Annotated in this window: 21 protein-coding genes and 2 pseudogenes; 2 read left to right on the top strand and 21 right to left on the bottom strand. The window is 45.1% G+C overall.

Annotation, left to right across the window (positions count from 1 at the left end):
- Nucleotides 1-103: 103 nt before the first annotated feature.
- The 8 genes and pseudogenes from DYE48_RS11095 to DYE48_RS11130 all read right to left on the bottom strand — a co-directional run bounded on the left by DYE48_RS11095 (nucleotide 104) and on the right by DYE48_RS11130 (nucleotide 5,795).
- Entirely contained in the window at nucleotides 104-1,177 is a 1,074-nt protein-coding gene (locus DYE48_RS11095) for a HAMP domain-containing sensor histidine kinase (protein ID WP_115823688.1), read from the bottom strand.
- Nucleotides 1,164-1,847, bottom strand: coding sequence for a response regulator transcription factor (locus DYE48_RS11100; RefSeq protein ID WP_115823689.1), 684 nt, complete (start codon nucleotides 1,845-1,847; stop codon nucleotides 1,164-1,166). The genes DYE48_RS11095 and DYE48_RS11100 overlap by 14 nt, the downstream gene beginning before the upstream one ends.
- Nucleotides 1,848-1,857: 10 nt before the next feature.
- Nucleotides 1,858-2,421 (bottom strand): redoxin domain-containing protein, encoded by a 564-nt coding sequence (locus DYE48_RS11105; protein ID WP_115823690.1) that lies wholly within the window; start codon nucleotides 2,419-2,421, stop codon nucleotides 1,858-1,860.
- A gap of 16 nt (nucleotides 2,422-2,437) precedes the next feature.
- Nucleotides 2,438-3,190: a cytochrome c biogenesis CcdA family protein gene (locus DYE48_RS11110; RefSeq protein WP_115823691.1), complete on the bottom strand. Its 753-nt coding sequence runs from the start codon at nucleotides 3,188-3,190 to the stop codon at nucleotides 2,438-2,440.
- Nucleotides 3,180-3,782: a hypothetical protein gene (locus DYE48_RS11115; protein WP_115823692.1), complete on the bottom strand. Its 603-nt coding sequence runs from the start codon at nucleotides 3,780-3,782 to the stop codon at nucleotides 3,180-3,182. The genes DYE48_RS11110 and DYE48_RS11115 overlap by 11 nt, the downstream gene beginning before the upstream one ends.
- A 615-nt stretch (nucleotides 3,783-4,397) precedes the next feature.
- Nucleotides 4,398-4,481 (bottom strand): annotated as a pseudogene (locus tag DYE48_RS21400) (hypothetical protein); the annotation flags it as partial.
- 44 nt (nucleotides 4,482-4,525) lie between these two features.
- Nucleotides 4,526-4,738, bottom strand: a pseudogene (locus tag DYE48_RS21560) (cytidylyltransferase domain-containing protein); the annotation flags it as partial.
- A gap of 73 nt (nucleotides 4,739-4,811) precedes the next feature.
- Nucleotides 4,812-5,795 carry a ring-cleaving dioxygenase gene (locus DYE48_RS11130; protein ID WP_115823695.1) on the bottom strand — a complete coding sequence of 328 codons (984 nt, stop codon included), beginning with the start codon at nucleotides 5,793-5,795 and terminating at the stop codon, nucleotides 4,812-4,814.
- A gap of 236 nt (nucleotides 5,796-6,031) precedes the next feature.
- On the opposite strand from DYE48_RS11130, the gene DYE48_RS11135 reads away from it, so the two are divergent.
- Complete coding sequence (locus tag DYE48_RS11135; protein WP_115823696.1) at nucleotides 6,032-7,426, top strand: L-cystine transporter; 1,395 nt, start codon at nucleotides 6,032-6,034, stop codon at nucleotides 7,424-7,426.
- 41 nt (nucleotides 7,427-7,467) lie between these two features.
- Here the strand turns inward: DYE48_RS11135 and DYE48_RS11140 are convergent, their stop codons facing one another.
- The 10 genes from DYE48_RS11140 to DYE48_RS11185 all read right to left on the bottom strand — a co-directional run bounded on the left by DYE48_RS11140 (nucleotide 7,468) and on the right by DYE48_RS11185 (nucleotide 19,927).
- Entirely contained in the window at nucleotides 7,468-9,312 is a 1,845-nt protein-coding gene (locus tag DYE48_RS11140) for a gamma-glutamyltransferase family protein (RefSeq protein ID WP_115823697.1), read from the bottom strand.
- Nucleotides 9,313-9,325: 13 nt separating this feature from the next.
- Nucleotides 9,326-10,582, bottom strand: a complete 1,257-nt coding sequence (locus DYE48_RS11145) for a CapA family protein (protein ID WP_115823698.1) — start codon at nucleotides 10,580-10,582, stop codon at nucleotides 9,326-9,328.
- Nucleotides 10,583-10,595: 13 nt separating this feature from the next.
- Nucleotides 10,596-11,045: a poly-gamma-glutamate biosynthesis protein PgsC gene (pgsC, locus tag DYE48_RS11150; RefSeq protein WP_115823699.1), complete on the bottom strand. Its 450-nt coding sequence runs from the start codon at nucleotides 11,043-11,045 to the stop codon at nucleotides 10,596-10,598.
- A 21-nt stretch (nucleotides 11,046-11,066) separates the two neighbouring features.
- A complete protein-coding gene (pgsB, locus tag DYE48_RS11155; RefSeq protein WP_167449497.1) occupies nucleotides 11,067-12,314 on the bottom strand; it encodes a poly-gamma-glutamate synthase PgsB in 1,248 nt (415 codons plus the stop codon).
- A 337-nt stretch (nucleotides 12,315-12,651) separates the two neighbouring features.
- The gene (locus DYE48_RS11160) at nucleotides 12,652-14,646 is read right to left on the bottom strand and encodes a penicillin-binding transpeptidase domain-containing protein (RefSeq protein WP_115823701.1); all 1,995 of its coding nucleotides are present in this window, start codon (nucleotides 14,644-14,646) and stop codon (nucleotides 12,652-12,654) included.
- 132 nt (nucleotides 14,647-14,778) lie between these two features.
- Nucleotides 14,779-16,311 (bottom strand): BCCT family transporter, encoded by a 1,533-nt coding sequence (locus DYE48_RS11165; protein ID WP_115823702.1) that lies wholly within the window; start codon nucleotides 16,309-16,311, stop codon nucleotides 14,779-14,781.
- 108 nt (nucleotides 16,312-16,419) lie between these two features.
- On the bottom strand, nucleotides 16,420-17,643 hold the full coding sequence (locus tag DYE48_RS11170) for an MFS transporter (RefSeq protein WP_115823703.1): 1,224 nt from the start codon (nucleotides 17,641-17,643) through the stop codon (nucleotides 16,420-16,422).
- A gap of 626 nt (nucleotides 17,644-18,269) precedes the next feature.
- On the bottom strand, nucleotides 18,270-18,713 hold the full coding sequence (locus tag DYE48_RS11175) for a DUF6376 family protein (RefSeq protein WP_115823704.1): 444 nt from the start codon (nucleotides 18,711-18,713) through the stop codon (nucleotides 18,270-18,272).
- Between the two features lie 55 nt (nucleotides 18,714-18,768).
- Nucleotides 18,769-19,140, bottom strand: coding sequence for a VOC family protein (locus tag DYE48_RS11180; RefSeq protein ID WP_115823705.1), 372 nt, complete (start codon nucleotides 19,138-19,140; stop codon nucleotides 18,769-18,771).
- A 55-nt stretch (nucleotides 19,141-19,195) separates the two neighbouring features.
- On the bottom strand, nucleotides 19,196-19,927 hold the full coding sequence (locus tag DYE48_RS11185; protein WP_115823706.1) for a ZIP family metal transporter: 732 nt from the start codon (nucleotides 19,925-19,927) through the stop codon (nucleotides 19,196-19,198).
- A gap of 266 nt (nucleotides 19,928-20,193) precedes the next feature.
- Between DYE48_RS11185 and DYE48_RS11190 the strand changes: the two genes are divergently transcribed.
- Nucleotides 20,194-20,991: a CsxC family protein gene (locus tag DYE48_RS11190; RefSeq protein ID WP_208639651.1), complete on the top strand. Its 798-nt coding sequence runs from the start codon at nucleotides 20,194-20,196 to the stop codon at nucleotides 20,989-20,991.
- A gap of 51 nt (nucleotides 20,992-21,042) precedes the next feature.
- On the opposite strand, the gene DYE48_RS11195 is transcribed toward DYE48_RS11190, so the two are convergent.
- The 3 genes from DYE48_RS11195 to DYE48_RS11205 form a co-directional block, all read right to left on the bottom strand.
- A complete protein-coding gene (locus tag DYE48_RS11195; protein ID WP_115823707.1) occupies nucleotides 21,043-22,443 on the bottom strand; it encodes a hypothetical protein in 1,401 nt (466 codons plus the stop codon).
- Between the two features lie 66 nt (nucleotides 22,444-22,509).
- A complete protein-coding gene (locus tag DYE48_RS11200) occupies nucleotides 22,510-23,244 on the bottom strand; it encodes a CsxC family protein (protein ID WP_115823708.1) in 735 nt (244 codons plus the stop codon).
- 188 nt (nucleotides 23,245-23,432) lie between these two features.
- On the bottom strand, nucleotides 23,433-24,194 hold the full coding sequence (locus DYE48_RS11205; RefSeq protein ID WP_115823709.1) for a CsxC family protein: 762 nt from the start codon (nucleotides 24,192-24,194) through the stop codon (nucleotides 23,433-23,435).
- Nucleotides 24,195-24,608: the final 414 nt, after the last annotated feature.

Raw genomic sequence — 24,608 nt, forward strand, 5'->3', positions numbered from 1 at the left:
TCGTCAGACATAGTGCCTGGCACCAGAAAGATCGGAAAGCGATAAAACCGCACACCGTTGAAAACCCCTACTCCACCCAACAAAAAAAGCGTAAACTTTTCGTCTACGCTCGCATCGGTAATGTTATAGAAAAACAGTGTTGCCGGCCGTCGGTTTCCAATTGAATCTGACCACCATGTCGTTCAACGATCTGTTTACTGATTGAAAGCCCGAGCCCCGAACGGCCATCTGAACGGGAACGGTCCACGCGATAAAAGCGATCAAAAACTCGATCCTTTTCATTTAAAGGAATCGCTTTTCCTCCTCCTTTTACCTTGATCACGTATTCTTCGCCTTCTGGTCTCCCTTCGATTTTCACTCCATCTGTGCCCTCATGGTACTCAAGAGCATTCCTCAATAAATTCGTCAGAACCTGCTGGATGCCTTGTCTATTTACAGGCACTTCCGAAGCTTCAACCTCACTCTTCAACCCGATGCCCTTTTTCTCAAATTCCAACGTGAACATCTGGATTACTTGAGAGATCACCTGGGTCATTTCCTCTTGGCTGACCTCCAGCGGCTTCGAAGGGGTCAGCGTTGTCCAGGCTTCCATGTCGTCCAGCTGGGAGAGCAGTTGAGAGACTCGATCGGTTTCTTCGGCCAGAGAGCGGTAAATCGTCTGATCCCCTGAAATCACCCCTTTTTCAAGGGCCTCCAAATATCCTTGCAAATTGGATAATGGTGTACGTAATTCATGAGATAAGTCACGAAGCATTTGGTGACGAGAGCGCTCCTGTTGCTGCAAACGACGGTTCATTCGATTGAAGTGGTCCACAAGTTCTCCTATTTCATCATTGGTATGGACGTTCAAATTTCCTGGGTAAGTCCCTGATTTCATCGTTTCCATAGCGGAGGTCAGCTCTTTGACAGGTACAAGTACTTTCCTTGTCACGGTTGAATATAAAAAAGCACCCATCAATATAACGACTCCTCCAATCACCCATGCGTAAATGAGCAAAGAGTTGTTGAAGGTCAACTGTGCTTCACGCTCGACGCCTGTAATATCAGCAGCCAGAAAACAAGCCGTTTGATAGAGTGTCATTCCTGTAACGATGACGACTCCAATAAGAAGCGCAATGTTCACGATTGTCATCTTCACCCAAAGTTTCGGCGGCAGGACCCGTTCAATGAGACGCATATTTATACCCCATCCCTCTTACCGTCACAATTCTCTTCGGATCAGAAGCATCCGTTTCTATTTTTCGGCGGAGCTTTTTAATGTGCGCATCAATCGTACGGGCTAAAATGTCTGCTTCGCCGTGCGGATGGATTTGTTCAAGCAGTTGTTCTCTCGTAAACACTTGATCTTTGTGATCCATCATAAAATAAAGCAGGTTGAACTCGTAGTGCGTCAACTCCAGCCGTTTACCGTCCAACCATACTTCTCCTTTCCGCGGCTTCACTTCAAGTCCTTCATGGGAGAGCTTTTGGCACACATGGCCCGTTCTCCGTAAGACCGCTTCCACGTGCGCCATCAATTCTTCCGGGCTGAACGGTTTCGTCATGTAATCATCAGCACCGAGACGCAGCCCTGAAATCCGGTCTTCCGTCGTTCCCTTCGCAGACAACATAATGACGCCAGGGGAGTCCTTGCTTTCTTCCTTAACAAAGCGGCATAACTCTTCTCCACTCCATTTCGGCAGCATCAAATCAAGGATCAGCAGGCAGGGACGGTGCAGAAGATAGAGCTCCTTGCCCTCTTCCCCGTCATAAGCCTGTTTGACGCCATACCCTTCATTCGCTAAGTAAATACTTATGAGATTTGAAATTTTCCGGTCATCTTCAACGATCAGTACTTCTGGTTTCATGTAATCACCCTTACATTTCTTCCATCCTTTGTACCATCATATCGTAATTCATCGCACCAAGCATTACTGAGCTGATCTTCCCTTCTTCATCTACGAAGATAGAGGTAGGAACGGGATTGACCTCATACTGATTGGCTACGGAAACATCTTTATCAAGCAATATAGGGAACGTTAATCCAAATTCGTCTACAAAGCTCTGAACACCCTGTTCACTTGCCTCTGTTTCTGTCAAATTGACGGCCAGTACCTTTATATCCTCGTTCTCGGAAAACTTCTGCATGTCCGGCATTTCCGCACGGCATGGCGGGCACCACGTCGCCCAGAAATTAATCATTACTTTTTCTCCACGATAATCAGACAAAGAAACCTCTTCGCCACCGAGCGTCTGCAGCGTGAAATCCGGCGCTTGCTGCCCTTTTTCCAACCCAATGTCGACTTCTTCCGTGGCCGGGCCCTCGGCGACCATCTTCTCGCCTTCAGCAACCGGCTCCTGACTTTCCCCTTCATACACAAAATCATAAACAGCCCAACCAAATAAGGCGGTTACAATGACAATGAGCCCCCATTTCTTCATACAATCTCCTTCCTTTCTATAAAAAGATCATTCCTAGATTGGCAAGCCATGTATCCTGGACCAAATTCAACAGCAATGTCGAAACTCTCGTCATATAACCGGTATAAAGAAACGCACCAGCTAAAATCATCGCCACTCCACCGATTTTCAAGATCCGCTCACTGTATTTCAAGATTACTCTTGTTGATCCTATGAAAAAGGAGAATACGAGAAACGGCAGGGCAAATCCGATAACATAAACGACGGTGTACAAGATCCCCTGCGTCGGATTGCTTGCGGATAACAAAAGAATCGATGCAAAAATTGGCCCGATACAAGGCGTCCACCCTGCTGCAAAACCCATGCCTGCAAAAAAAGTGCCCGCTAAGCTGAGTGACGTTTTCGGCTTCGTCTGCACCCTTTTCGTTTTCATAAACCAGCCGATCTTCAACCAACCGGCGACGAACAGCCCCATCAAAATGATGAAAACCCCAGCCAGACGCTGCAAGAGCAGACCTGAGCTCCCGGTTAAAATGTTTTGTACAGCACCTCCTACATAAGAAGCGCCAATCCCTAAACTGATAAAAATAGAGGAAACGCCTAGAAGAAAGAGCAAAGAGTGTGTGAGTAATCTCTTCTTCACTTTAAGGCTGCGATTCTCTTTCATCTCTTTCACACTCATCCCGGTAATATAAGATAAATAGGCCGGGAACAAGGGCAGGGTACACGGTGATAGAAAAGAAATGACCCCTGCGCCGAGCGCAAGCCAAAGCGTTACATCAGTCCCCATGATTCATTCCTCCTTTTTTCACTAAAACCAACGTTAAACTAACCAGTGTAACTACAAGATAAAACCCGAGGTCCATTCGATACCCCATCACGTCAGGAATCCGATACAGCATCCCTGTGAGCAGCGCCCCACTGAATGCGAAGAAAACACTCCATAGACGCTGCTTATGTAAGACAACCAGGAAAAAGAAACTGAAAGCAAAGATGACATCGACGAGATGGCCTTGATCCAATACGAGCTTCTCTAATAAGGCAAAGCCTACAAAACTACTGGCCAACATCAGAATGTAAGCCTGCAAATAGGGTTTGTGAACATGACGCTTCCGCCATTCCCACAAGATTGTAGCTATACAGGCGATGTAAAATTCAACCGTTCCACTCGGATAAGCAAGCACCGAGAGCGGATAATCCAACAAAAGCTCCCATTGCGTCAATCCTTTCGCTCCTATAAAAAACAGAAGCCATGTAGTGAGGGTCGAAGCGTAGCTTTCAATCGTCTTCTTTTTTCCCTTTTGTGAGGAAAGAATCCAAAATACAGCCAGTCCCATAAGCAATGCGATGACCCTGATGACCAGCAGTGGTTGCAAAATCATATGAAAACCTCTTTTCCTTCTGTCTATCCTAAATCACATGTGTGAAAATATCATGAAAGAACAGACACCCGCGACATTTTTCCATAATAAAAGAAGCCTCTGGACTTCAAAAGCCCCGGCCTCCACTATCTTACACTATAATCCTTCCGATTGGCTGTTCATTGATTTTCAGCCGTTTTCGATAAACGCGAGGACATCTGTCATAGAAAAGGATGAGTTGTGGAGATGGACATGTTCAAAAATCTTCTCCATAAACTTAAAGTCTTCCAACGTATCCACGGACCAGTCATGATGACTGAGGTCTTGATCATGGACAACCTTCCCAACAGCTGCCTCCCCCACTCGTTTCACGATAAATGGGGTGACCTGTTCAAAGTCATGAGAGGAGCTTGCATTCATGTAAGCATCTTTCAAAGCTTCATAAGTAAAGACTTCAATATCCATTCCTTTGGGATAGGTTCTGTGGAGAGTATTTGAAACATACAAGCGCTTAGGATAATGCTGAAGGAACATATCAACCACTTGATCGATAATCACAGGATCCATACAGGGGCCTGTTCCCGACAGTTGAACAATCACATCCGCTTTAAATTTTCGACCGGTTTCATAATATCGGCCGATCACTTTCGCTCCACGATCATGCATGAATTTCGCTAGGAAACTTCCGGCATTACCGAAGCCTTGGACCACGACCCTTGCACATCTTTTTCTGAACCACGAAACGTCTCCACGTTCAACTGGTGACACAACTGAACAATTGGATCATCGGTTTCCTTCGTCGATGTACTCACTACAAGTTGATCAATCTTCTTCGCACGCCGTACCCTTTCTATCAGATAGGTCAAAAGCGGCTTTCCATTCACTTTGTTCATGATTATTCCCGGACATGCGGATCCTTCCATCCGCGCCTGTACAATAGCTACAACGTTCATTGTCTCCCCCCCTACAATAATCATCTTATGAGAAAAAGAGGAGGATCATTAATCATAGAAAAGCCAAGGCGCCATACTCCAGCACCTTGGCTTTCATTCATTCATATTCTTTTTCTATATCCTTCGTACTTCGAACCGTATCGATTGGACGAACATAATTCTCAATCTCTTCACGCTTCGGTTCAAGCTTCGGCGGCAGAGACAGCTTTTCACCAAGGGTTTCATATGGTTCATCGCCCATGAAGCCCGGCCCGTCTGTTGCCCATTCAAATAAAATGGACGGGGAAACTTTTGCATATAAAGAACCAAAATAGTGGCGATTGACGAACCCTGAGTTCCTTAAGCCGAACTTCGATAAACGTTCGATCCATTCCTCCAACGCTTCTCTGTCTTCCACACGGAAAGCAGCATGGTGGACGGTTCCATATCCTTGACGTGCCGGAGGGAGAATCGCGTTATATTCTACGATGACCGAAGCCCCGTTTCCACCTTCCCCCACTTCAAACAAGGTGAACGCCCCTTCTTCATCCACTTCCTTAAAATTCATGACTTTCTCCAGCACTTCCTTAAAATATTTTTTATGTTCGACTCTCACGTACAAGGGACCGAGACCAGTAATCGCGTACTCCAATGGAACAGGGCCATTCTGCCATGGTGTACCCGGTGCTACTCCATCGTCGTTTTCATCGGATACTAGTTCATAAGCCTGATCATCAAAATCGACGAACGGAAGCACCTTTTTACCAAACCGCTCCTGGATTCCTTTGTGTTTCACTTCCAAGCGGTCAAATCGCTTCACCCAGTAGTCCAATGCCTCGTCACTCGGTATGCGGAAGGACGTTTTCGCGATCTCATTCGTCCCATGCGAGCCTTTCGGAATGCCCGGAAAATCAAAGAAGGTCATATCCGTACCTGGATTTCCCTCATCATCTGCGAAAAATAAATGGTACGTTTCAATATCATCCTGGTTGACCGTCTTTTTGACAAGACGCATCCCAAGGACATATGTGAAAAATTCATAATTCTTCTCTGCACTGCTTGTTATGGCGGTTACATGGTGAATCCCTTTCAATTCATTCATTCGATCGCCTCCCATTTATCTATGGCTACATCGTAAATATCTCAGTTTCAAGATAAATATAATATATCTACAATGCCTTGTCAATTTATTGAGTTCATACAATAAACATCCCGCTCATACCTTCTGTATAGGAAGGTACCATTTTTTCACCTTAGACCGATATTAAATCCTAGCTTAAGTTCTTCGGTCTGACGTAAGTTATTCAGTTAAATAAGTTAAAAGGAGGTAGTATGAACATGGAAACATTTTTCGTTATCGTCAACATCGCTCTTATTTTTGCGCTTATTTTTGTCCTTATCCGCATGCAGCAAAAACATGTCTCATTCAGTAAGCGTGTCTTTGCAGGCCTTGGACTAGGGGTCCTCTTAGGTATGTACTTACAGGTCACCTTTGGAACCGATTCCAGCATCACCGCACAGACAACAGATTGGTACAACATTGCCGGACGTGGGTATGTACGCTTGCTCATGATGATTGTCATCCCCTTAATTATGGTGTCCATCATCCAATCCATCATCAACCTTGAAAAAACATCACAGTTAGGGAAAATCTCACTCTGGATCATCGGTGTCCTCGTAGGAACAACGGCAATTGCAGCACTTGTGGGGATCGGAAGCTCCTTTTTGTTCGATTTGAATGCAAGTGAAATTGAAGCCGGTCAAGCAGAAGAAAGCCGGGGATTATATTTAGAAGAACGCCTGACAGATGTTCAGGATATGTCCACACCACAAAAGATACTTGAATTCATTCCAGCGAACCCTTTCCTTGACATGACTGGAGATCGCGCGACGTCTACCATCGCTATCGTCATCTTCTCTGCCATCATCGGCATCGCTGTTCTCGGGGTGCGTCGTAAACAGCCGGAACAAGCGGAAATGTTCGTCAAAATCGTAAACTCCTTTTATGCGGTCGTCATGCGGATCGTCACGCTTGTCCTCCGTCTCACTCCCATCGGAATTTTAGGACTGATGGCTACCACCGTAGCGAAAACAGATGTAGCCGGGATTATGGAATTAGGAAAATTTGTGCTCGCCTCTTATGTCGCCTTAGGTGTGATGTTCATCATCCACCTTGTATTGATTGGGATCTTCGGGTTAAATCCTTTCACTTATTTACGAAAAGTATTGCCCGTTCTCAGTTTTGCCTTCACTTCAAGATCCAGTGCAGGAACGATCCCGCTGAATATTTCTGCACAGAAAAACAGCCTTGGGGTTGAAGAAGGGGTCGCCAACATGTCGGCCTCCTTCGGTGCGACCATCGGTCAAAATGGCTGTGCCGGCATTTATCCAGCCATGCTTGCTGTCATGATCGCCCCTTCTGTCGGGATCGATCCGTTGAGCCCTGGATTCCTCATTCAGCTCGTGTTGATCGTGGCCATCAGTTCATTCGGTGTCGCAGGTGTTGGAGGCGGAGCAACATTTGCGGCATTAATCGTGCTCTCTTCCATGAACCTCCCTGTAGCCCTTGCCGGATTGCTCATTTCTGTTGAGCCTTTGATTGATATGGGGCGTACAGCATTGAACGTCAATGGGGCGATGACTTCAGGAACATTGACCTCACGTGTCATGAAGACCTTGAATCTCGAGCGCTTCAATGATAAAAAAGCGGTTGAAAAAGATATTGCGGTTTAAGCCAAAAAAGGCCTCTCCAGTTAAGGAGAGGCCTTTTCCATCTATTTTGCTGTACTCACATCATCCATACCATCCTGGTTCCCAATCTGCCACGTTCCTAAACGTCGAGGATCTCCGCCCCCATACATTTGGAGGACATCCCCGTTCGTGCGGATTCCAAGTCCCTGGATGCCGCCATAGAAAACAGGAGAATCATGCTCAATGACAGAATAGCCTTTCAAATCCCTTAAGCGGGCGATTGGCTGCTGTTCAATCAAGTTTTCAACATGGACGACGTTATCTTCTGTATAAAAACGACTGCGGCCGATGGCTTCCTGCAAGGTCAGCTGCTCACCAGTGTCTTCATTCAATCCATATTCGTATTGAATCAAGGTTTGAATCAGCATCGCAGGGATCCTTTTCCCACCTGGAGAACCGATGCCGAGGACCGCTCTTCCGTCTTTTTCGAAAACCATCGGTGAGACGAACGATCGCGGTCGTTTGCCTGGTTCATAGGCGTTCATAGAATCTTCCGCTGTATCGAAATTGTTCATTTGGTGGTTTAAAAAGAAACCATCGACGTACAAACCGGAGCCGAAGAATTTCCCTAGGGAGTTGGTCGCAGAAACCATCATCCCGTTTTTATCGACTACGACAAAGTGCGTCGTATTGCGGTGATCGGCTTTCTCACCTGGTGCGGTGTACAAGTCCGCGGAACTTGTCAGTGCCCCACCAACAGAAAATTCTTCTTCATACAACTGATTTGTATATTCTGTCGAGGTCAATTTCTCCTGCTCCACTTCCTCAAATGCAGGATCGCCCAGGGTGTACACTCGATCTGTGTAGACCTTGTCGATGATTTTGTTCACAAGGTGGATATAGATATCTTGATATTGTTGATCATTGACAATCTGTTCCATGTTTTCTGGAAGGTTTCCATCCAGAAAAGCAGGCCATCCTCCACCAGGCAGGGCATATTCCTCTTCCAGTACTTCATCCAGGTTCGCTTCCAACTGTTCCAGCATCTTCAATGCCTGGATAACAATGATGCCTGATGTCGGAGAAGATCCGGCATACAAGGTCTGGCCTTTGAATTCTCCTTTTGGCGCAGGACGCTTACCGACTTCATAAGCTTCAAGATCACCCGGTTGAAAACCGAGCTGACTTGTAAGCGAGTCAGCGATCTCCCCTTCATAGAAAGATTCCGCCCCTTCTCGCTGCAGTTTTTTCAATGTCTCCGCAAGCTCTGCTTGGACAAGGGTATCGTTGATCTGCAACGGCCGATCTTCGGGGTAAAACATGTTGTAAACGGCCGGGTCTTCATTCCCTGACTGAATGAAACGTCTCGAGTTTTGAAGCTGCTCATTGAAAATTCGTCCGACTTTGATGCCTTCTTCACTATGAGTGACGGCATCTTCAAGCAGCTGATTCCACTCCATTTCATCTCCGTAATCTTCGTAGACTTTGCCCATCCCTTTCACAAAACCAGGCACAGCAATTCCGCGTTGAGGCCGCGCCCCACTTACAGGAGCTGCTTCGCGGTAATCGTACGTGATGGCTCCTTCATCCGGCTCGTGGACAATCATTTGTCCACCCCCGCCGATCCCAGAGCCATAAGGTTCAACGACATTCAGTACAAAGGAAACGGCAATGGCTGCTTCAGCAGCATTCCCTCCCTCGTTAAGCACCTTCATCCCAGCTTCAACTGCGAGAGGATGCACAGCACTGACGCCATATACAAAAGCTTCTTCCTCTGTGGAAGTATCTACTTCAACCGTCTCCTCACGACCTTGGACTTCATAAGGTTCCCGGAACTGGTCAAACTCTTCTTCAAAATAAACATTCCATCCAACTAAGCCGACGAAAATGATGCCGGCAAGTATATAGGTCACCTTCAAATCACTCAAACCTGTGAACCTCCTATCCTTCAATGACGCCAGCTTTTTTCAAGTCGACCACGAGTCTGCCGTCTTCCATGCGCCATAGTTCATCGTCCAGTTCTTTCCTAAGTGTCCGGAAAATACGGTAATCGCGGAACGGCTTCAGAATTCCATCTGTCTCTCTCGGTCTCGTATCGGAAATTTGCATAGGTACGAAGGAAAGTTCCGCTCCCCCGTCCTGCAAAAAGTCAAGTTGAGCAAGTGTCGAATCTTTCGTACGCGACCAGCCCTGGTCAAAGACGAAATTTCCGAGACTGTTCATAACGATCGACGTCTTATCTTCACTTCCCGGGTCATCCGGGTCTCTCTCGATATGTACACGAGTGATGGGCTCAAGCACGTGAGAGTGGTGGCCGATGATGACATCCGCCCCCATATCGGTCATCAAATAGGCAAGTGTCTCCTGGGTATCATTTGAACCCACCTGATATTCGTCTCCCCAATGGGTATGGACCATGACGATGTCCGCTTGCTCTTTGGCTTCACGGATACGGCTTTGCAAGACACCAAGACCAGCATTCGTCAAAACCCCACCGACGTATTCACTGGCGCTGTATCCTTGAACAAATACATCCGTAAAACCTAGAATGGCTACATTTCTTCCATTCGCATCAAAATAATGAATTTCACCGGCATCCGTCAATGTTTCCTCTTCCTCAAACATCCCCTCAGCAGGATCTAATGCACGGCCGATTCCGAGCAAATCAAGATCAACCTTTTCCATATGCTCCAAAGTTTCTTCTAATGAAAGGTTTCCGTAATCCATGATATGGTTGTTTGCTAGATTGACAGAGTCGAAACCAGCATCCACCAGCGCCTCTTCGGCTCCTTTTTCTGCATACAAATGGATATCCTTATTACGCAGCTCAAAATCTTCCATAACCGATTCAACTTCAGAATCTTCTGCATCAATAACCGGGTTTTCAAAGTTTCCCGTAACATAATCGGACTCTTCAAAATATGGAGTCACATAATCAAATACACGACCAATCGGTTCTCCACTTCTGACAGCGGCATCACGGACGTGACGACCGAGCATCATATCTCCAACCATCGAAATTCTGAAATCGACATCATCGGGACGTGTATCTTCCGGCATCTCCGGCTTGTCGATCCATTGATGACCAAAGAAAGGCACAGCTAACAGAGCTGCGAGCACCATGGAATGGAAAGGCGCTTTCTTTTTATGCTTCTTCGTCCATACCTTCATCTTATATTTAAGATCTTTTTCTTCCATTGAAAAATCTCCTCTAAATCAAATGGTACGCCGTAATCAATACAAAAGTTGCGAACGCAATAAGGAAAGTGGCACTGAACGTAGGCAGCACTCCCTGCTTTTGTATTGAGTTTGCGATCAATCCGGGCACAATGACTCCAATTCCCCTTAATTCCATGACAGGAAAAGGGGTGAGAGGATATAAATAATCCATCGACATCTTCATCAAAACCCCGACGGTCAACATCGCAGCAAATTTACGACGACCGTAAAGAACCGTGAACCTTGCCAGCACTTGAGAAACGAGTAAGTATGTAACCAAGCTGATCAATCCAACAGCTAATACGTACATCACTTGATCGAATATCAAAGCTATGTAGCCCGGGACAACCAATCCCGCGGGCACGATCCCTGTTTTCTCTGCATACAACAAACTTAATAAAACACCTATGACAATCGCGATATATAAATCAGTACCGAACACGTGGACTCCAACTCCCTACCATTATTTGTTCGCCTGCAACACCTTACGAGAAAAAGATCGGCTCTCTTCCGACTCTTCTATTACGTCCCAGCCTGTGTCTTCCCGAGATGAAGGACGGAATTCAAGCTCTTCGACAGCGGCCGCCACTTTCTCACCAGCTCCGACGATGTTTCCGATTCCGTAAATGACACTATCATCCGGAAGCTCTTTCAGATGCTCGACAATTACCTCCGTCGATGCTTTTTCCAAGTTTATGAGATTGAGAGGCCTGATTTTTCCTTCTTCATAGGCTTTCGTAATCGGCCAAACACTTTCTCCCATGACAATCAACCGCTCCATTTCAATATGGGGCAGGACATTTTCCGCGAAATCGATGGTCCGCTCTACTCTGTCACTGCGGCAGCTCATGACGATTGTACGCTCCTGATCAGGGTAATCCAACTGTTGAATTCTTTCCCAAATGTTCAACGTTGATGTTGTATCATTCGCGGCAAATCCGTTGAAGAAGTATTTAGGCGCTTCTTCTCTACCGAAACGGTGCACGCGCATCGCTCCCGGATCGACAGGTGCCTGCAGCATTCCTTCAAGCGCGACATCACGATCAATATCCAAAATCTCAGCAACAGCCATTGCAAGGGCCGCATTTTGAGGGAAAATCATGAACGGGAACTTTTGTAAGTAAGCTTCATCAATCCAGCTTTCATCCGCAACCACAACTTTTGAATTCTTGCGGCGCGCGATTTTTTCAAAATACTTCTGATAAGGCGTTTCCGGAATGATGACATAACCGTTTTCCGGAATGGTCGAACTGAAAGCTTCCGCAATATCATCAAGGGTGGGACCCATCACGTCCATATGGTCTTCAATGACATTGGCAATAATGGTAATATTCGCCTTCACCAGCCGCTCCTGGAAGACCTTCTGATATTCAGGATTCACAGCCATACATTCACTGACAAAAGCATCTGCCCGCCGTTTCACCACTTGTTCCGTAATCCTCATTTGTTCATTAATATTCGGACCTTGCAGACCACGGACAATCGGCTCTTCATCTTCCTGATCCCAATAAAACATCCGTGCTGACGTCCCTGTCGTTTTTCCAACCACTTTCCGCCCGTCATGTTTAAGAATTCCCATCACAAGACGAGTGACCGTCGATTTCCCACGGATCCCATTTACGAGAATCCTAGTAGGGATTTTCTTCAGTCGACGATCAAGCTTATATTTTTCCCAAAGACCTACAACGAGCACAAAAACAAAGAAGATCATCAGGTACGCTAACTCATCCACTAACTTTCACATCCTTATCTAGTTCCAAAGATACCATGAACTCATTCTTTCTAAAACTAACAGATTATTACAACATACGCTAACACTCGGCATAGTCCTAGTATTCTACCATACCCTAATGCTGAGAATATAATTGGAATTTTCAAAAGAATTTTCGAGAAAATTCCAACTACATAACTTTCGTATCCGGTTCCTTTTTTATGACTTCTCAATAACAAGAAAGCATACATCATTTATAAACTTGAATCTTTCTATACAAAAAAGAGTTCTGCCTCCTAAAGAAGCAGAACTTCATGACTAAATTTTGACCTTACAGTTACCGAAGAGCTTGAAAAACGTTTTTCACTTTCGGCACAACATAGTGACTTCCACCTTCAGCATCTTCGATCATCATCGAAACCATAAGATCCTGACTTTCTGTATCCCACGCAATAAACCATCCATTCTCCTGTCCATCCTCATTCTGGGATTGTTTTAATTCCGCCGTTCCCGTTTTACCAGCGAGACTCAAGCCTTCCATAACAGGCTCATGAGCGGTCCCTGCTGGATCCTCGACAACAGCATTCAAATCTTCTCGTATGATCGAAGCCGTATCTTCACTCATCACGTTCTCATGCCATACTTGACCCTCATCTTCAGAAGAAACCAACCTCGGTTTCATTAAATCTCCACCGGTCACAAAAGGCGTATAAGTGAGGGCTAAGTGAAGACTGCTCATTTGAATTTCTCCCTGGCCAAAACCAGTGTCACCAAGTAACGCGTCCCGTTCGAATGTATCTCCATTCAACAACTGGGAATTTTCGATTGGGAAAGTCAAAGGAAGACCTTCCCCAAAACCGAACTCGCGGGCCTCTTGAAGGAAGGTTTCCCCACCGATTTCGAGGATTTTGCGGGCAAAATAAATATTGTCTGAACGCACGAGCGCGTCTCTTAAATTCACTTGTTCATCTTCAGCCGCCCCTGGAACTCTTGTTACTGTGTATCCGTTCTGCTCATATGTCGTTCCCGTAATGGATAGTTCTTCTTCTGGTGTGATGACCCCTTGTTCAAGACCGATGGCAGCTGTAATTGGCTTGAAGGTCGATCCTGGTGAATAGGTGCGGTTGAATTTGTTCAAGGTCGACTTTTCGTCGCGACCGAGGACAACCGCATTTGGATCATAAGCAGGGGCACTAACAAGAGCAAGGACATCCCCTGTCGTGGGGTTTACAGCTGAAGCGGCCCCTGATTCACCTGACAATTGTTCATGAAGGGATCTCTGCACTTCCGATGATATCGTCAGGTTGAAATCTTTTCCGTCCTTCGCCGCTGTTTCAGCCAAGACTTCTTTCGTTTCTCCTGCGTCCGTTTGAATAACGACCTTTCCACCTTCCTCGCCTCTCAATTGATCTTCGAGAACACTCTCAAGTCCTGTCTTTCCAAGTTGATCTTCCGCTGTATATCCTTCATCTTTCAACTCTTCAAGTTCCTCCGCTTGAATCGGTCCGACATATCCAATCAAATGAGCAGCTGCTTCTCCTAAAGGATAGCTCCTTGCTTCTTGATCGGGCTGGAACTTCACTCCCCTGGGAAGCTCTTCATCCTTAAGAGCCTCAATCGTCTCTTGATCATTTTCAGCTACAGCTCCCACAGGTACAAACGTATCCGCAGTGACCCAGGATTGGTTCAACTGCTGATCAATTTCCTCTACGGTCGTATCCAAAATTTCAGCGACCGCTTTTTTCAGCGTTTCTGTTTCCTCCTCCGTGTGCTCTTCCATCCACCCCGGTACAAGACCAACATTAAGGACGCCTCCATTGACAGCCAGCGGGCTTCCATTTGCATCAAAAATTTCACCACGTTCAGGATCTAAGGTCCATGCTCTTACCTCATCTCCTTCTTCCATCTCAGGAAAAATCATCGAAGAGTTCCACTGCACAGCCCATCGGTCACTCTCCTCCCCTTCTTCATAGACGAGCGTTGCCGCGTTCGAAAACTCAATCGGCCCTCCCAACGAGTCCAGCGTACCTTCAAATTCAAAGGAAGGTGTATCTTCTGTTTCATACTCTTGCTCTTCTTCTGGAAGTTCGTATGTAAATGATAAGTTCGCCATGTCAATTCCCTCATAAATCGTTGTATATCGATCAACAAATTCCTCTTTGCTTATAAGTTGCTTTGAGTTCTCACTGAGAATCTCATACATTTGTCCATACTCACCGCTTTCCCAATGATCCATATAGGATTGAAAAGCATCTTCCGGCTTCGGTTGATCCGAGCAGGCCACTAGTAAAATCAACCCGATCCCAACAAACATGAGTCGCCACCACTTCATATTTACCTCTCCCCTTTACATATATAGACAAAAATACCTTATTTTCATCATAGTACATTCATGACTAAATGAACAGAAAGCCACATCCCATACAAAAACCCTCTTCATGAAAATATGAAGAGGGTTTACGATTCATCTAATATTATTGCTCCACGCACGATCTTCATCGATCATCCGCTTCGCAGCGTAAATGAGGATGAATTGAATGATGATGACAGGGAGACCCATCAATCCTGAAATGACCTCCAGTGGTGCCAATCCACCAATCCTCATCAGAACAAGAGCAAATCCAGTGATAATACCAGCAATGATAATCCTTAATAGTTTCGGTGGTTCAAATTTACTCATGTCTCTTGTACTTGTGTAGGCGGCTACGGTATAAGTGGTAGAATCCAGTGTTGTCGTAAGGAAAATGAGCGCGACGACCATAAAGATGATGATGGCCACTTCACCGAATGGAAGAGTAGAAAGAATATCCGGTATCGCAGCCATTCGATCATTTTCTTTAACTAGATTTAAAACGGAAAGATCGCCAGAGAGATAGCGATAGACACCAAGTCCACCAAGCACTCCTGTTGCTACCCAGGAAATCAACGTAGGCGCAAGCAAGTAAGTCAAAATCATTTCCTTGATCGTGCGTCCTCTGGAAATTTTTGCAGCAAACACACTGTGCAGCATCGCCCATGTCGCACTGTATGCGTACCAGAATACAGTATTACTCTGAATGTGTGAAGCTTCTCCCTGGTGAACGGAGTCTGTATTCAGTGACATATTCAAATAATTGGACAATAAGAACGATACGCTGTCTGAGAAATAATTGAGGATGAACACGCCAGGTCCTCCAATTAAAATAAACACAGCAAAGATTCCTGCGATATACATGTTCCACGTACTCAACCTTTTGATTCCCCGCTCGATGCCAAGATAGGCACTTAACGAGAATAAAAGCACCCATATGATCGTAACCGTAATCGTCAGTGTGAAATTCACTTCAATCCCGAACAAGTGGGATAAATTTTGCGTAATGATCGGTGCTCCAAGACCTAACGTTACTGATGCTCCTGCAAGAATACTGATCAGAAACAGAACATCCAGGAATCGGCCTCCGATGCCATCTGTAAACTTATCACCAAAAAGCACCCGGCAGGCTTCCGATATTCTCATCAATGGACGCTTACGGACATGGAGAATATACCCCATGGCAGGTGCAATCATGACGAAAATGGCGAATACTTGGAACCCCCATAAAAACATACTGTAGGCATTCCCCCACAGCAATGCCTCCGCAGAACCTGCTTCCACCCCTGCCGGTGGATCGTTAGCGACAGAAGTCCATTGCAGCATCCCTGTCCGCATGATAGTCGAACCGACGCCCATCGCAATTAAAATGGACGCATATTCAAACAGGGTAAAGCGAGGTTTTTCCTTGGGATCACCAAGGACCACCTGTCCATATTTAGAAAAAGATAAATACAACCCGGCTCCCACTAAAATCACACCATACCAAAGATAGCCCCAACTGAAATTATTCACGATGGAATCAAAAATGGCATTCAGCAGTTCCAGTGACTCTGCCTCAAACAGAGCAAATGGAATGCTGATGCCAATCATTATGATTAATGAAGGAACAAAAATTTTATAATCGATCAATTTCTTCTTTCTCATCCAATCCTCCTAAGTTCTGTAAGATTCTCCTCCCCTTCTACCCGCTGGAGCCTTATCCATAACCTAAAAGAAACAATTTTCATATATTTTTTTGACTGGCAGAATACTTTACTTCACTCTCTTCAATTCTTGAGTGTCTTCCACCGTTTCACCATCTTCTTGTTTCTCTTCTTCCGCCTTCTTGATCTGCTCATAACGCTGGCGCTGCCGGTATCCATAAGTGGAAGAAAGAACCACCTCTTCTTTTTCAAGTGCAGAACCGAGGGCTCCGATAATTGTGGACACACTCGTTGCGGTCCAGGCGATATAAAAATAATTGATGTACCCTACATCGCCTGTTAATTGTGACTTCAACATCCCCATTGGAATGAAGGCAATCACCGCAAGAGAGAAGATAAAGAACAGAAGCAGATAATATAAACTGACAGATACAAAAAGCGTCAATACTGTAGCCGCGTTATACAGCTTCCGTAAATACGATGCTCTTTTGTCGTTCGGTTTTTCCCATAGCTTGTGAGCAAGGATGATCCATCCGACCATTGCTACTATGGATACAACCGAAAGCATGAACATGCGCCATATGCCGTAATTGTTGCTAAGATTCCATAATGTCGGAAATACGAGGGCATAAGCACCTGTGGTAAAAGCGAAAACGATGACTTTCAGGAAGGCCGGAAACATTGCCCACGGACGATTAGCACGAACCATTCCGGTCAAAAGGCGCAAAGCTCCACTGATGCGAGACTTCACAGTGAATCGGACATCAATGTTGGCGTCCTCTTCATGAGGAGTTTCTCTCTGAATCGGTGAAAGCCATTCAAATCCTCTCTTTCCTATCAGTCTTGTTGAGCTTTTATTTCTCAATTCTTCATGTTGATCATCATCTTTCGATTGAATCCTCTGTTCTGCGTGCTCACGATCTTCTTCAGAACTTCCATAATAGATCTCATTCACGAGTTGTAAAATAGACTCTCTCACTCTCTTAATCATTGGAGTCGACCCAAGACCAGGAAGACTGATCAAAGCTACATGTCCTTCTTCATAAGCTTCCGCTACAATTGGAAATTCCCCTTTGAATAAAGGCAAGTCTGTCAGGCATACAGCAAAATCCCAGTTTTTCTTTTGACTCCTATCCATCGTCGCCTCCAGAACATCTTCAGAATCTTCCGTCACTCCTGTAAGCGCATCGACGGTATATTCCACTTCCCAGTTATAATTGTCTTCTACATAATAGCTGAGGAGCTCCGGGAGCTCCTGCTCCAAAGCCTCTCCCAATTCTTTCGGATAGCCCGGTGCTGTAATCAACCCCAGTCGTTTCTCTGCTTGTCCCATAACCTTTCCTCCAAATCCCTACGAAACTATTTTTTAAAAATATATAACCGTAATAAAAGATTTTAAACGGGAAAAAGACACACCCTTCCAAGACAATCGTATTCAAGTTAATGGCAGGGTTGTGTAAGACTTGATTTCGAGATGTTAGTGAGATTCTAGGGGCTGCGGGAAAAGGGTCGCTTTCCCTCCGCCCCTTTTCCAAATGAGAGTCTCGAAACCACTTCTGGAATAATCAGCTTTTGTGCTTAAGGAAGTGGAAAGATATAAAACTTTTCATAGAAGGCATTTCGAGTGATAAAGTTTTATATAGAGCCTTTTTGCTTATTTAAGAGGGATAATGGAAGACAATCCTTCTCGATAAAGGGGTTCGTTTCCACCCCCTATAATGAATGAGGTGGTTGGGAAGCTGGGAGACTCCCGCGGGAATGGATTGGCTAGAGAGACCCCGCAGGAAAGCGAGCTGCTTCCCAACCACCCCTGATTCCCAAAATGGCAAACGAACGCCGGTTATCCCGAACTGAGCCTTCCACAATCGGAAGCTTATACAGAAAAAAGACTACAGCCCTGGTAAAATTAGGCTGTAGCCTTTTTTGTTTAAATTCCTATTTGGCAGAAAGTGAGTTTGATCATTCGCCGAATTGCTGAATTTGTTCGAGGAGACTTGTGAGCTCGTTGAGTGTTCGAAAGACTTCCGTATTTTCAAGCACCGACGGATCGAGCTGGCCATTTTCCATATTGGAGAGGTACACCTCAATCCCCTCAAGGGCCCGGTTATTCTGATCGACCACTTGTTGATGCAAGTCAGAAGCGACTTCAGGGGCATCAAGCTCGTTGAATTCTTCAATATCTTCCTTCATACCTTCAAGCTTTGTTTCCAGTTCCTGCGCCGCTTGTGGATCTGTGATGGCTCGTTCGGCTAGAGGCGGAGCTTCCTCTGAAAATGTATTGGCTTCATTGGCATATTCTGTTGCTTCATTGACGTACGCCAGAGTATTGTTCACTCCATCAATCAGTCCACATCCTCCAAGAAGGGATGCACTTAATAAAACCGTAAGAGCGGCTTTCTTCATACGCCTTCACCTCTTCCCTTCTATCCTTCGTGTACCTCTGATGTGAAGCACCCCACTATTTGTTAAACTCAATGATATTTCCATCTGGATCACTGATGTACACTTGATGCCACTCTGTTTTATTCTCAGGCTTGTTCAGCATTTCAACTTCATGCTCTTCCAAACAATGGATGAACGCCTCGATATCCTTCACTCTTACTGCAAAATGTCCGTCCCGGGAATCAATTTCTGTCGTGCCACGGAAAGTTCGTCCTTCTTTATGTACAATCAAATGGATCTGCGTTTCCCCCACCTGATACCATGCACCGGGAAATCCAAAATTAGGACGGTCCGGGCTCTCTTCGAACCCTAATACCTCACTATAAAAATGCTTCGCTCTTTCGATATCTGATACTAATAAGGACACGTGGTGAATACCTTCGTACATCCCTTCCACTCCTTTTTACCTTTTCTATCAGTGTAATCGAAAAGAAGACGAGTAGCTACCTGAACCACTCCACAACCCCGATCATACTGAGAAGCCCCAGCAGGAAGGAAAAAGTAGCGAGCCTTTCATATCCATGGCCATGCGTTTCCGGAATCAGTTCTTTATATACGATAAATAACATCGCTCCCGCAGCAAAGGCCAGACCATAAGGAACGAGAGACAAAGCGGTATGAACCATGAAAAACCCAAAAACACTTGCTAAACATTCGATGACTCCTGTTAAAAAGGCCATTGCCACCCCTAAAGATTTACGGACGCCCTGATTCAACAAAAACAAGGCCACAAGGAAGCCTTCCGGAGCATTTTGCAATCCCATCGATAAGGCGACAACAAGTCCAAGATTTTCAACTTCACTTGCCAAGCTTGCTCCAACGGATAACCCCTCAGGAATGTTGTGAAGTGTCATAGCCGCAACAAACATAAGCGCCTGCTGAGGAAGTTTCACATCACTTCGTTCATGATCGAGATCGATGTGAGGAATAATGTATTCCAACACGTTCAATAACAAGGCACCCAAAAGAACCCCAAAACACAGCACATACAAATTGGTTAACTTAAGCGAAGCAGGAATTAATCCATACGTTGAAGCGGCCACCATAATCCCCGCTGTATAAGCAAGGATGCTGTCCATCCGCCGGTGGGATATGGAACGTATGAATAATACAGGAAGGGCCCCGACACTTGTCGCAAACGCGGACATCACCATCACCCACAAACTCCACTCCATAGCATCCCCCCTGTCATAGACAAAGCTCATCGTTTCTTTTTCACCATATGACCAAGCTGTCCGAATTAGACTCCTCTTACGGGCCAGTCCAAAACTTTTTCAAAGAGTTCCTCTCATAGATTACGAGGGAAAGCACCTATTTTTAACGCCTATCGTCACTCGTCCATTCACCTTCCTTCATAGAGACATATAGTATTAATGAGTCAAAAGGAACTTGTCTGAAAGAAAGGTAGACTTTTGACAAAAATATAGAAGGAGTGAACAATATGAGGAAAAACACAGGATGCAGAAATGGGTATGGACACGGTAAAAAATGTCCACCTCTATCCAGCGATGTAGCCAAATCAAAGAGTCTCTTCACTGCATCAGAAGAGTTTTCTACTGATGATACAGAAGAAACAATCATTCTTGGTGATGTGTTGATCCAGTCTCTTACGGAGGCGGACTTCGAACTACCATCGTATGCTAGAGCCATTAAAAACATCGAGAAAAACGTTTCCTTGACGCAGTGTAAAGCAATTCCTGTTGTCGGAAACCCTGGGTACGTGAAATTGTTTGTTGAAGGGGTTGTACACAAAAACATCCAGTATGTGGAAGATGGGTATGGATATGTCAAAGATTACAGCATCGATATCCCGTTCAAAGCTTACGATCAGGTTGAACTTGCAAACGACGTCCAGTATCCATTCGATTTCCCATACAGCGTGAAAGACAACGTCCTCCAACGCCGTGAACTTGCCAAAGACGGCATGGGCGCTGACCGTTGCGAATTCGGTTCTTTGACGTTCGAAATCTACAACCAGCCAATCAAATGTAAGCTTCTTGCTTCTGCTGTAAACCAGTGGGACATCGTGCATCATTTTGATAACTGGGGCCGTTTCAACAAAGTAACGGAAAAAATGGACATCAACCTTGTCATCAAGTTGACCCAGAAACAACAAGATCTCGAATTCCCACCAGTTCCACCAAATGGCGATAACGGTGGAGAAGAAGATGCTCAGGCTGCAACAACTCAACAACAAGAAACAGTTTACAGCCGCTTCCGAAAAATCATCGGTCAATAATAAATAAGAGATGCTCCTTGGCGGGGCATCTCTTTTTTCTTGTGAACAGAACTATATGCGTACATATTGTTTTTGTAAAAGGTCATAGACGATTTGAGCGGACCCTTGAATACAGAGTTTACCATCCGCGACAGAAGCATCGCTATGACTGACGAACCTCACACTTTGCGTTTCTACTTCTACCGGCTCAACGAATGTCTCCACAAACTCATAGTGCACGTTTCCTGTTTCGTCACAGTCGAAGGTGTATTCTTTCCGATCTGAACATCGGATCTGCGGCTCTTTCTTCCACTCCACGCAAACCGTCTTTTCCCATGGCACCGTCTGTTTGAGCTGCTGCAATGATTCTCCATTGTCATAAATGACCTCCACCATGAGTACGCCACTAAGAAAAACATAGGAAGATGGCAGAACAACGGTTTCCTTTTGAGAGTGAATGGATAATTGGATATCAATGATTTCGCACAGATCATCAGGGATGTTCAAGGTTTCCATCAGATTCACTTCGACCTTTTTAGTAGACAATAAGACAGGGACTTTCACCGTCATGTTCCATGCCGTGCTTGAAGATTCTTCTTCCTCTTCACAGGAAGATTCCAACGATGAGGAACTTTCGACTTCTTCCTGTTCCAGCTCACAAAAAGAGTCCTCCTCATCCTCCATCGTACAGTTGGGATCTTCATCGAAAGAATTTGTGACAGTCTCTGATGATTCTTCTTCATCATATGACCATTCGACTTTTTCTGACCAAGAACTGGATTCATCCAGCATGGAGCAAACCTCATGAAAAAGGTTGTCGGAAGTGCTTTCTTCCACTTCCACTTCATCTGACTTTTCTTTTTCAGGAAAGATGGAATTTTCATCGTCCACGCTGATATTTTTTTGAGCCTGGTAGTGGTCTCTAAACCCATGACGATCGTCCGAGGACTCTCCCATGGAAGAAACGATATCCGTTAAAATCGAATAGTCTTTAAAATCCTCGTCTTCCATTTCTTGAGGGTCATTCATTGAACTCCAGTCTGGACTAGGATCCTCTTTTAATAATGCTAGTATTTCTGGTAAGAACGGGTTGTTTTTCTTCCATCCCCTACCTGATTCCACCTGTGGACGATTCAATGATTCATCAAAGTAATCTTTACCCGGATCTTCGCTTATGGACATCGAGTCTTTCCGGAACGAAGACATTCGCTTCCGGTTCTCTGCTAACACATGTTCTTCTGTATCATGATTCAAAATTTTTGAAGGTGGGGAAATGACGGGTCGAGGCATTTCTCCACCTGAGTCGTGAGGAGAATAGATGTCATGGTGATCTTCTGAAATTGAGAGATCTTCTTCGAATTGAAAATCATAGGAAGGATTTTCTTTTCTACGCCCTTGCTTAGTTTTTGGTGGTTGATCATGCGATTTTTTCGTCCAGCGTGTTTGATTGAACTTGATTTCATCTCTCTTCATATTACTCAGAAAGGTGCTTGCCCTTCAGCATCCTTTCTCCCCTCCTTTCTGTCCTATACTTGTATCTCAGCAATCATCATTGGAAGCTGAAGCTACGCGGATTTGCTGGTCCTGGAGAACTTTCAAACAAATGTCGAGCACCATTTTTTCCTCCACCTGCGTGAAGTAGCCCTCATTGAATGGGGAAGACCCCGGAAGTGGCTGGCGATCGATCGCCTCATCCCATTCGATGATTTTACTGGAAAGCAATTCACAATAAGGTAGCTCATTGTAATATTGGCTGCTCTCCTGGTGGTATTGAGAAAGATCACTGCTCAACAGTTCATCCTTTTCAGGGAATCCGGAAGGCAAGGATTGGGATACGGCAAAATCAAATTCTTCCCGCTTGTTATTTTTCGGCATGACCGGCATGGATAAGAAGTCTTTGATTTCAATGACCGTATCAAATGGAATATCCACCGTGAACGAATGGAGATCTGAAGCGACCGTCGTATCTGTGCTCATTTCAATTTCGTTCGATGGGCTTGCATATTGGATATTTTTACGGACGAATCCTTTAAGGAACAATTTTTTTGTAGGGAGAAGCAATCGACATTGAGTTAAGGCGACTCTTTTCTTAATATCTTTAATTTCAAGAACAGGTTCTGGGAAAGTGATGGTTTCATTTATGTTCAGCTGGACATTGAGTTCGGCGAGAACGACTGGCACCTTTGTGACGATCTTGCCAATACTTACGTGTGGCTTACACGGCTTGCAATACCCTTTTTCACACTCATAGGAATCGTTATGTTTATCAGACATTCGATGGCCTCCTAAACGAAAGATATCCCCATGGTATGTAGAAGAACTGACAATGTCTGGGCTCTTATCTCGATTTTGAGATACGTTCAAGCCAACAAGCTCATACAGGATGAACCATCAGACGCCTATGGAATAAAATAAGAAAAACACGATCCCTTCCATAAGGAACCGTGTTTTTGTTTTAACGATTAGCCATTCAATTCGACTTGTTGTTTTTGCAAAACTTTGACGCGGAATCTGAGCATCATTTTTTCAACGATGTGGTGGAAGTAGCCTTCGTCAACCGGACTGTATGATTGACGGTCTGTTGCTTCATCCCACTCGATGATGTCACTTGCGACAAGCTCACAGTATGGGAGCTCGTTGTACGCTTGGGTGCTCTCCTGGTGATACTGAGAAAGGTCGCTTGATAGAAGTTGATCTTTTTCTGGGAACCCTTCACCCAAGTCCTGAGCACGGAAGAAGTCAAATTCTCTTCTTGTGTTTGCTACAGGAAGCTGGACGAGTCCTTCCAGGTCTACAGTCGTCATGCAGTCAAAGTGGATTTTTGTCGTCAATGACTTCATATCAGAAGAGATACATTCGCCTGAAGCACCGTAAACCGGGCTTGCATATTGAATGTTTTTTCGGACATATCCTTTGATGAACAATGGGAATTCTCCACCTGTGAATAAGTCGTCGCTTCCTGTTGAAGTACGTGTCATCAAACGACATTGAGTGATTACCACTCTTTTCTTAATGTCCTTGATTTCCAGTACAGGGTGCGGGAACTTGATGTTTGCTACAAGGTGAGTCGTAACATCATAGGCTCCAAGTTCTACAGGAACTTTGATTGTAAGTTCATCTGCAGGGTTTACTGGAGTATCTACAGGATCACTGCTTCTGCATTGGTCAACTGAGGCAGACGCATTAAGGTTTACACAATTATCGTGACAATTATCTTTTTTCATCACTTTTTTCCTCCTTTATATTAACCTCACTGTATTCTATGCAATCTACTCTATTAAGCATGGTCAGATGAAGGAGTATAAACGTGGAACTTTGAACAAGTCCTCTGTTTTTAATAGAAATCTCCCCATTTCTATCTATTAAACAAAAGCTCCCGTTTGTGGAAGACTCAGTTTCGAGACTTTTGTTGAGTGGATGGGGGCTGCGGGGAATGACTCGCTTTCCGCGGGAGCGCGGTGAGCCTCCTCGAGCTTCGCTCTGCGGGTCTCACCATGCACTTTTTTCCCGCAGGAGTCTCCCCATTCCCCTCCGCCCCTTGATCATATAAGTATCTCGAAACTACTTCCAGAATAAGCAGCTTTCCAGCGTAATGAAAGTAATGGATTAAACTTTCAAACAAGCAGCCATTTGTATCC

It is taken from the genome of Halobacillus trueperi, from assembly GCF_003386945.1.
Taxonomy (GTDB): domain Bacteria; phylum Bacillota; class Bacilli; order Bacillales; family Halobacillaceae; genus Halobacillus; species Halobacillus aidingensis.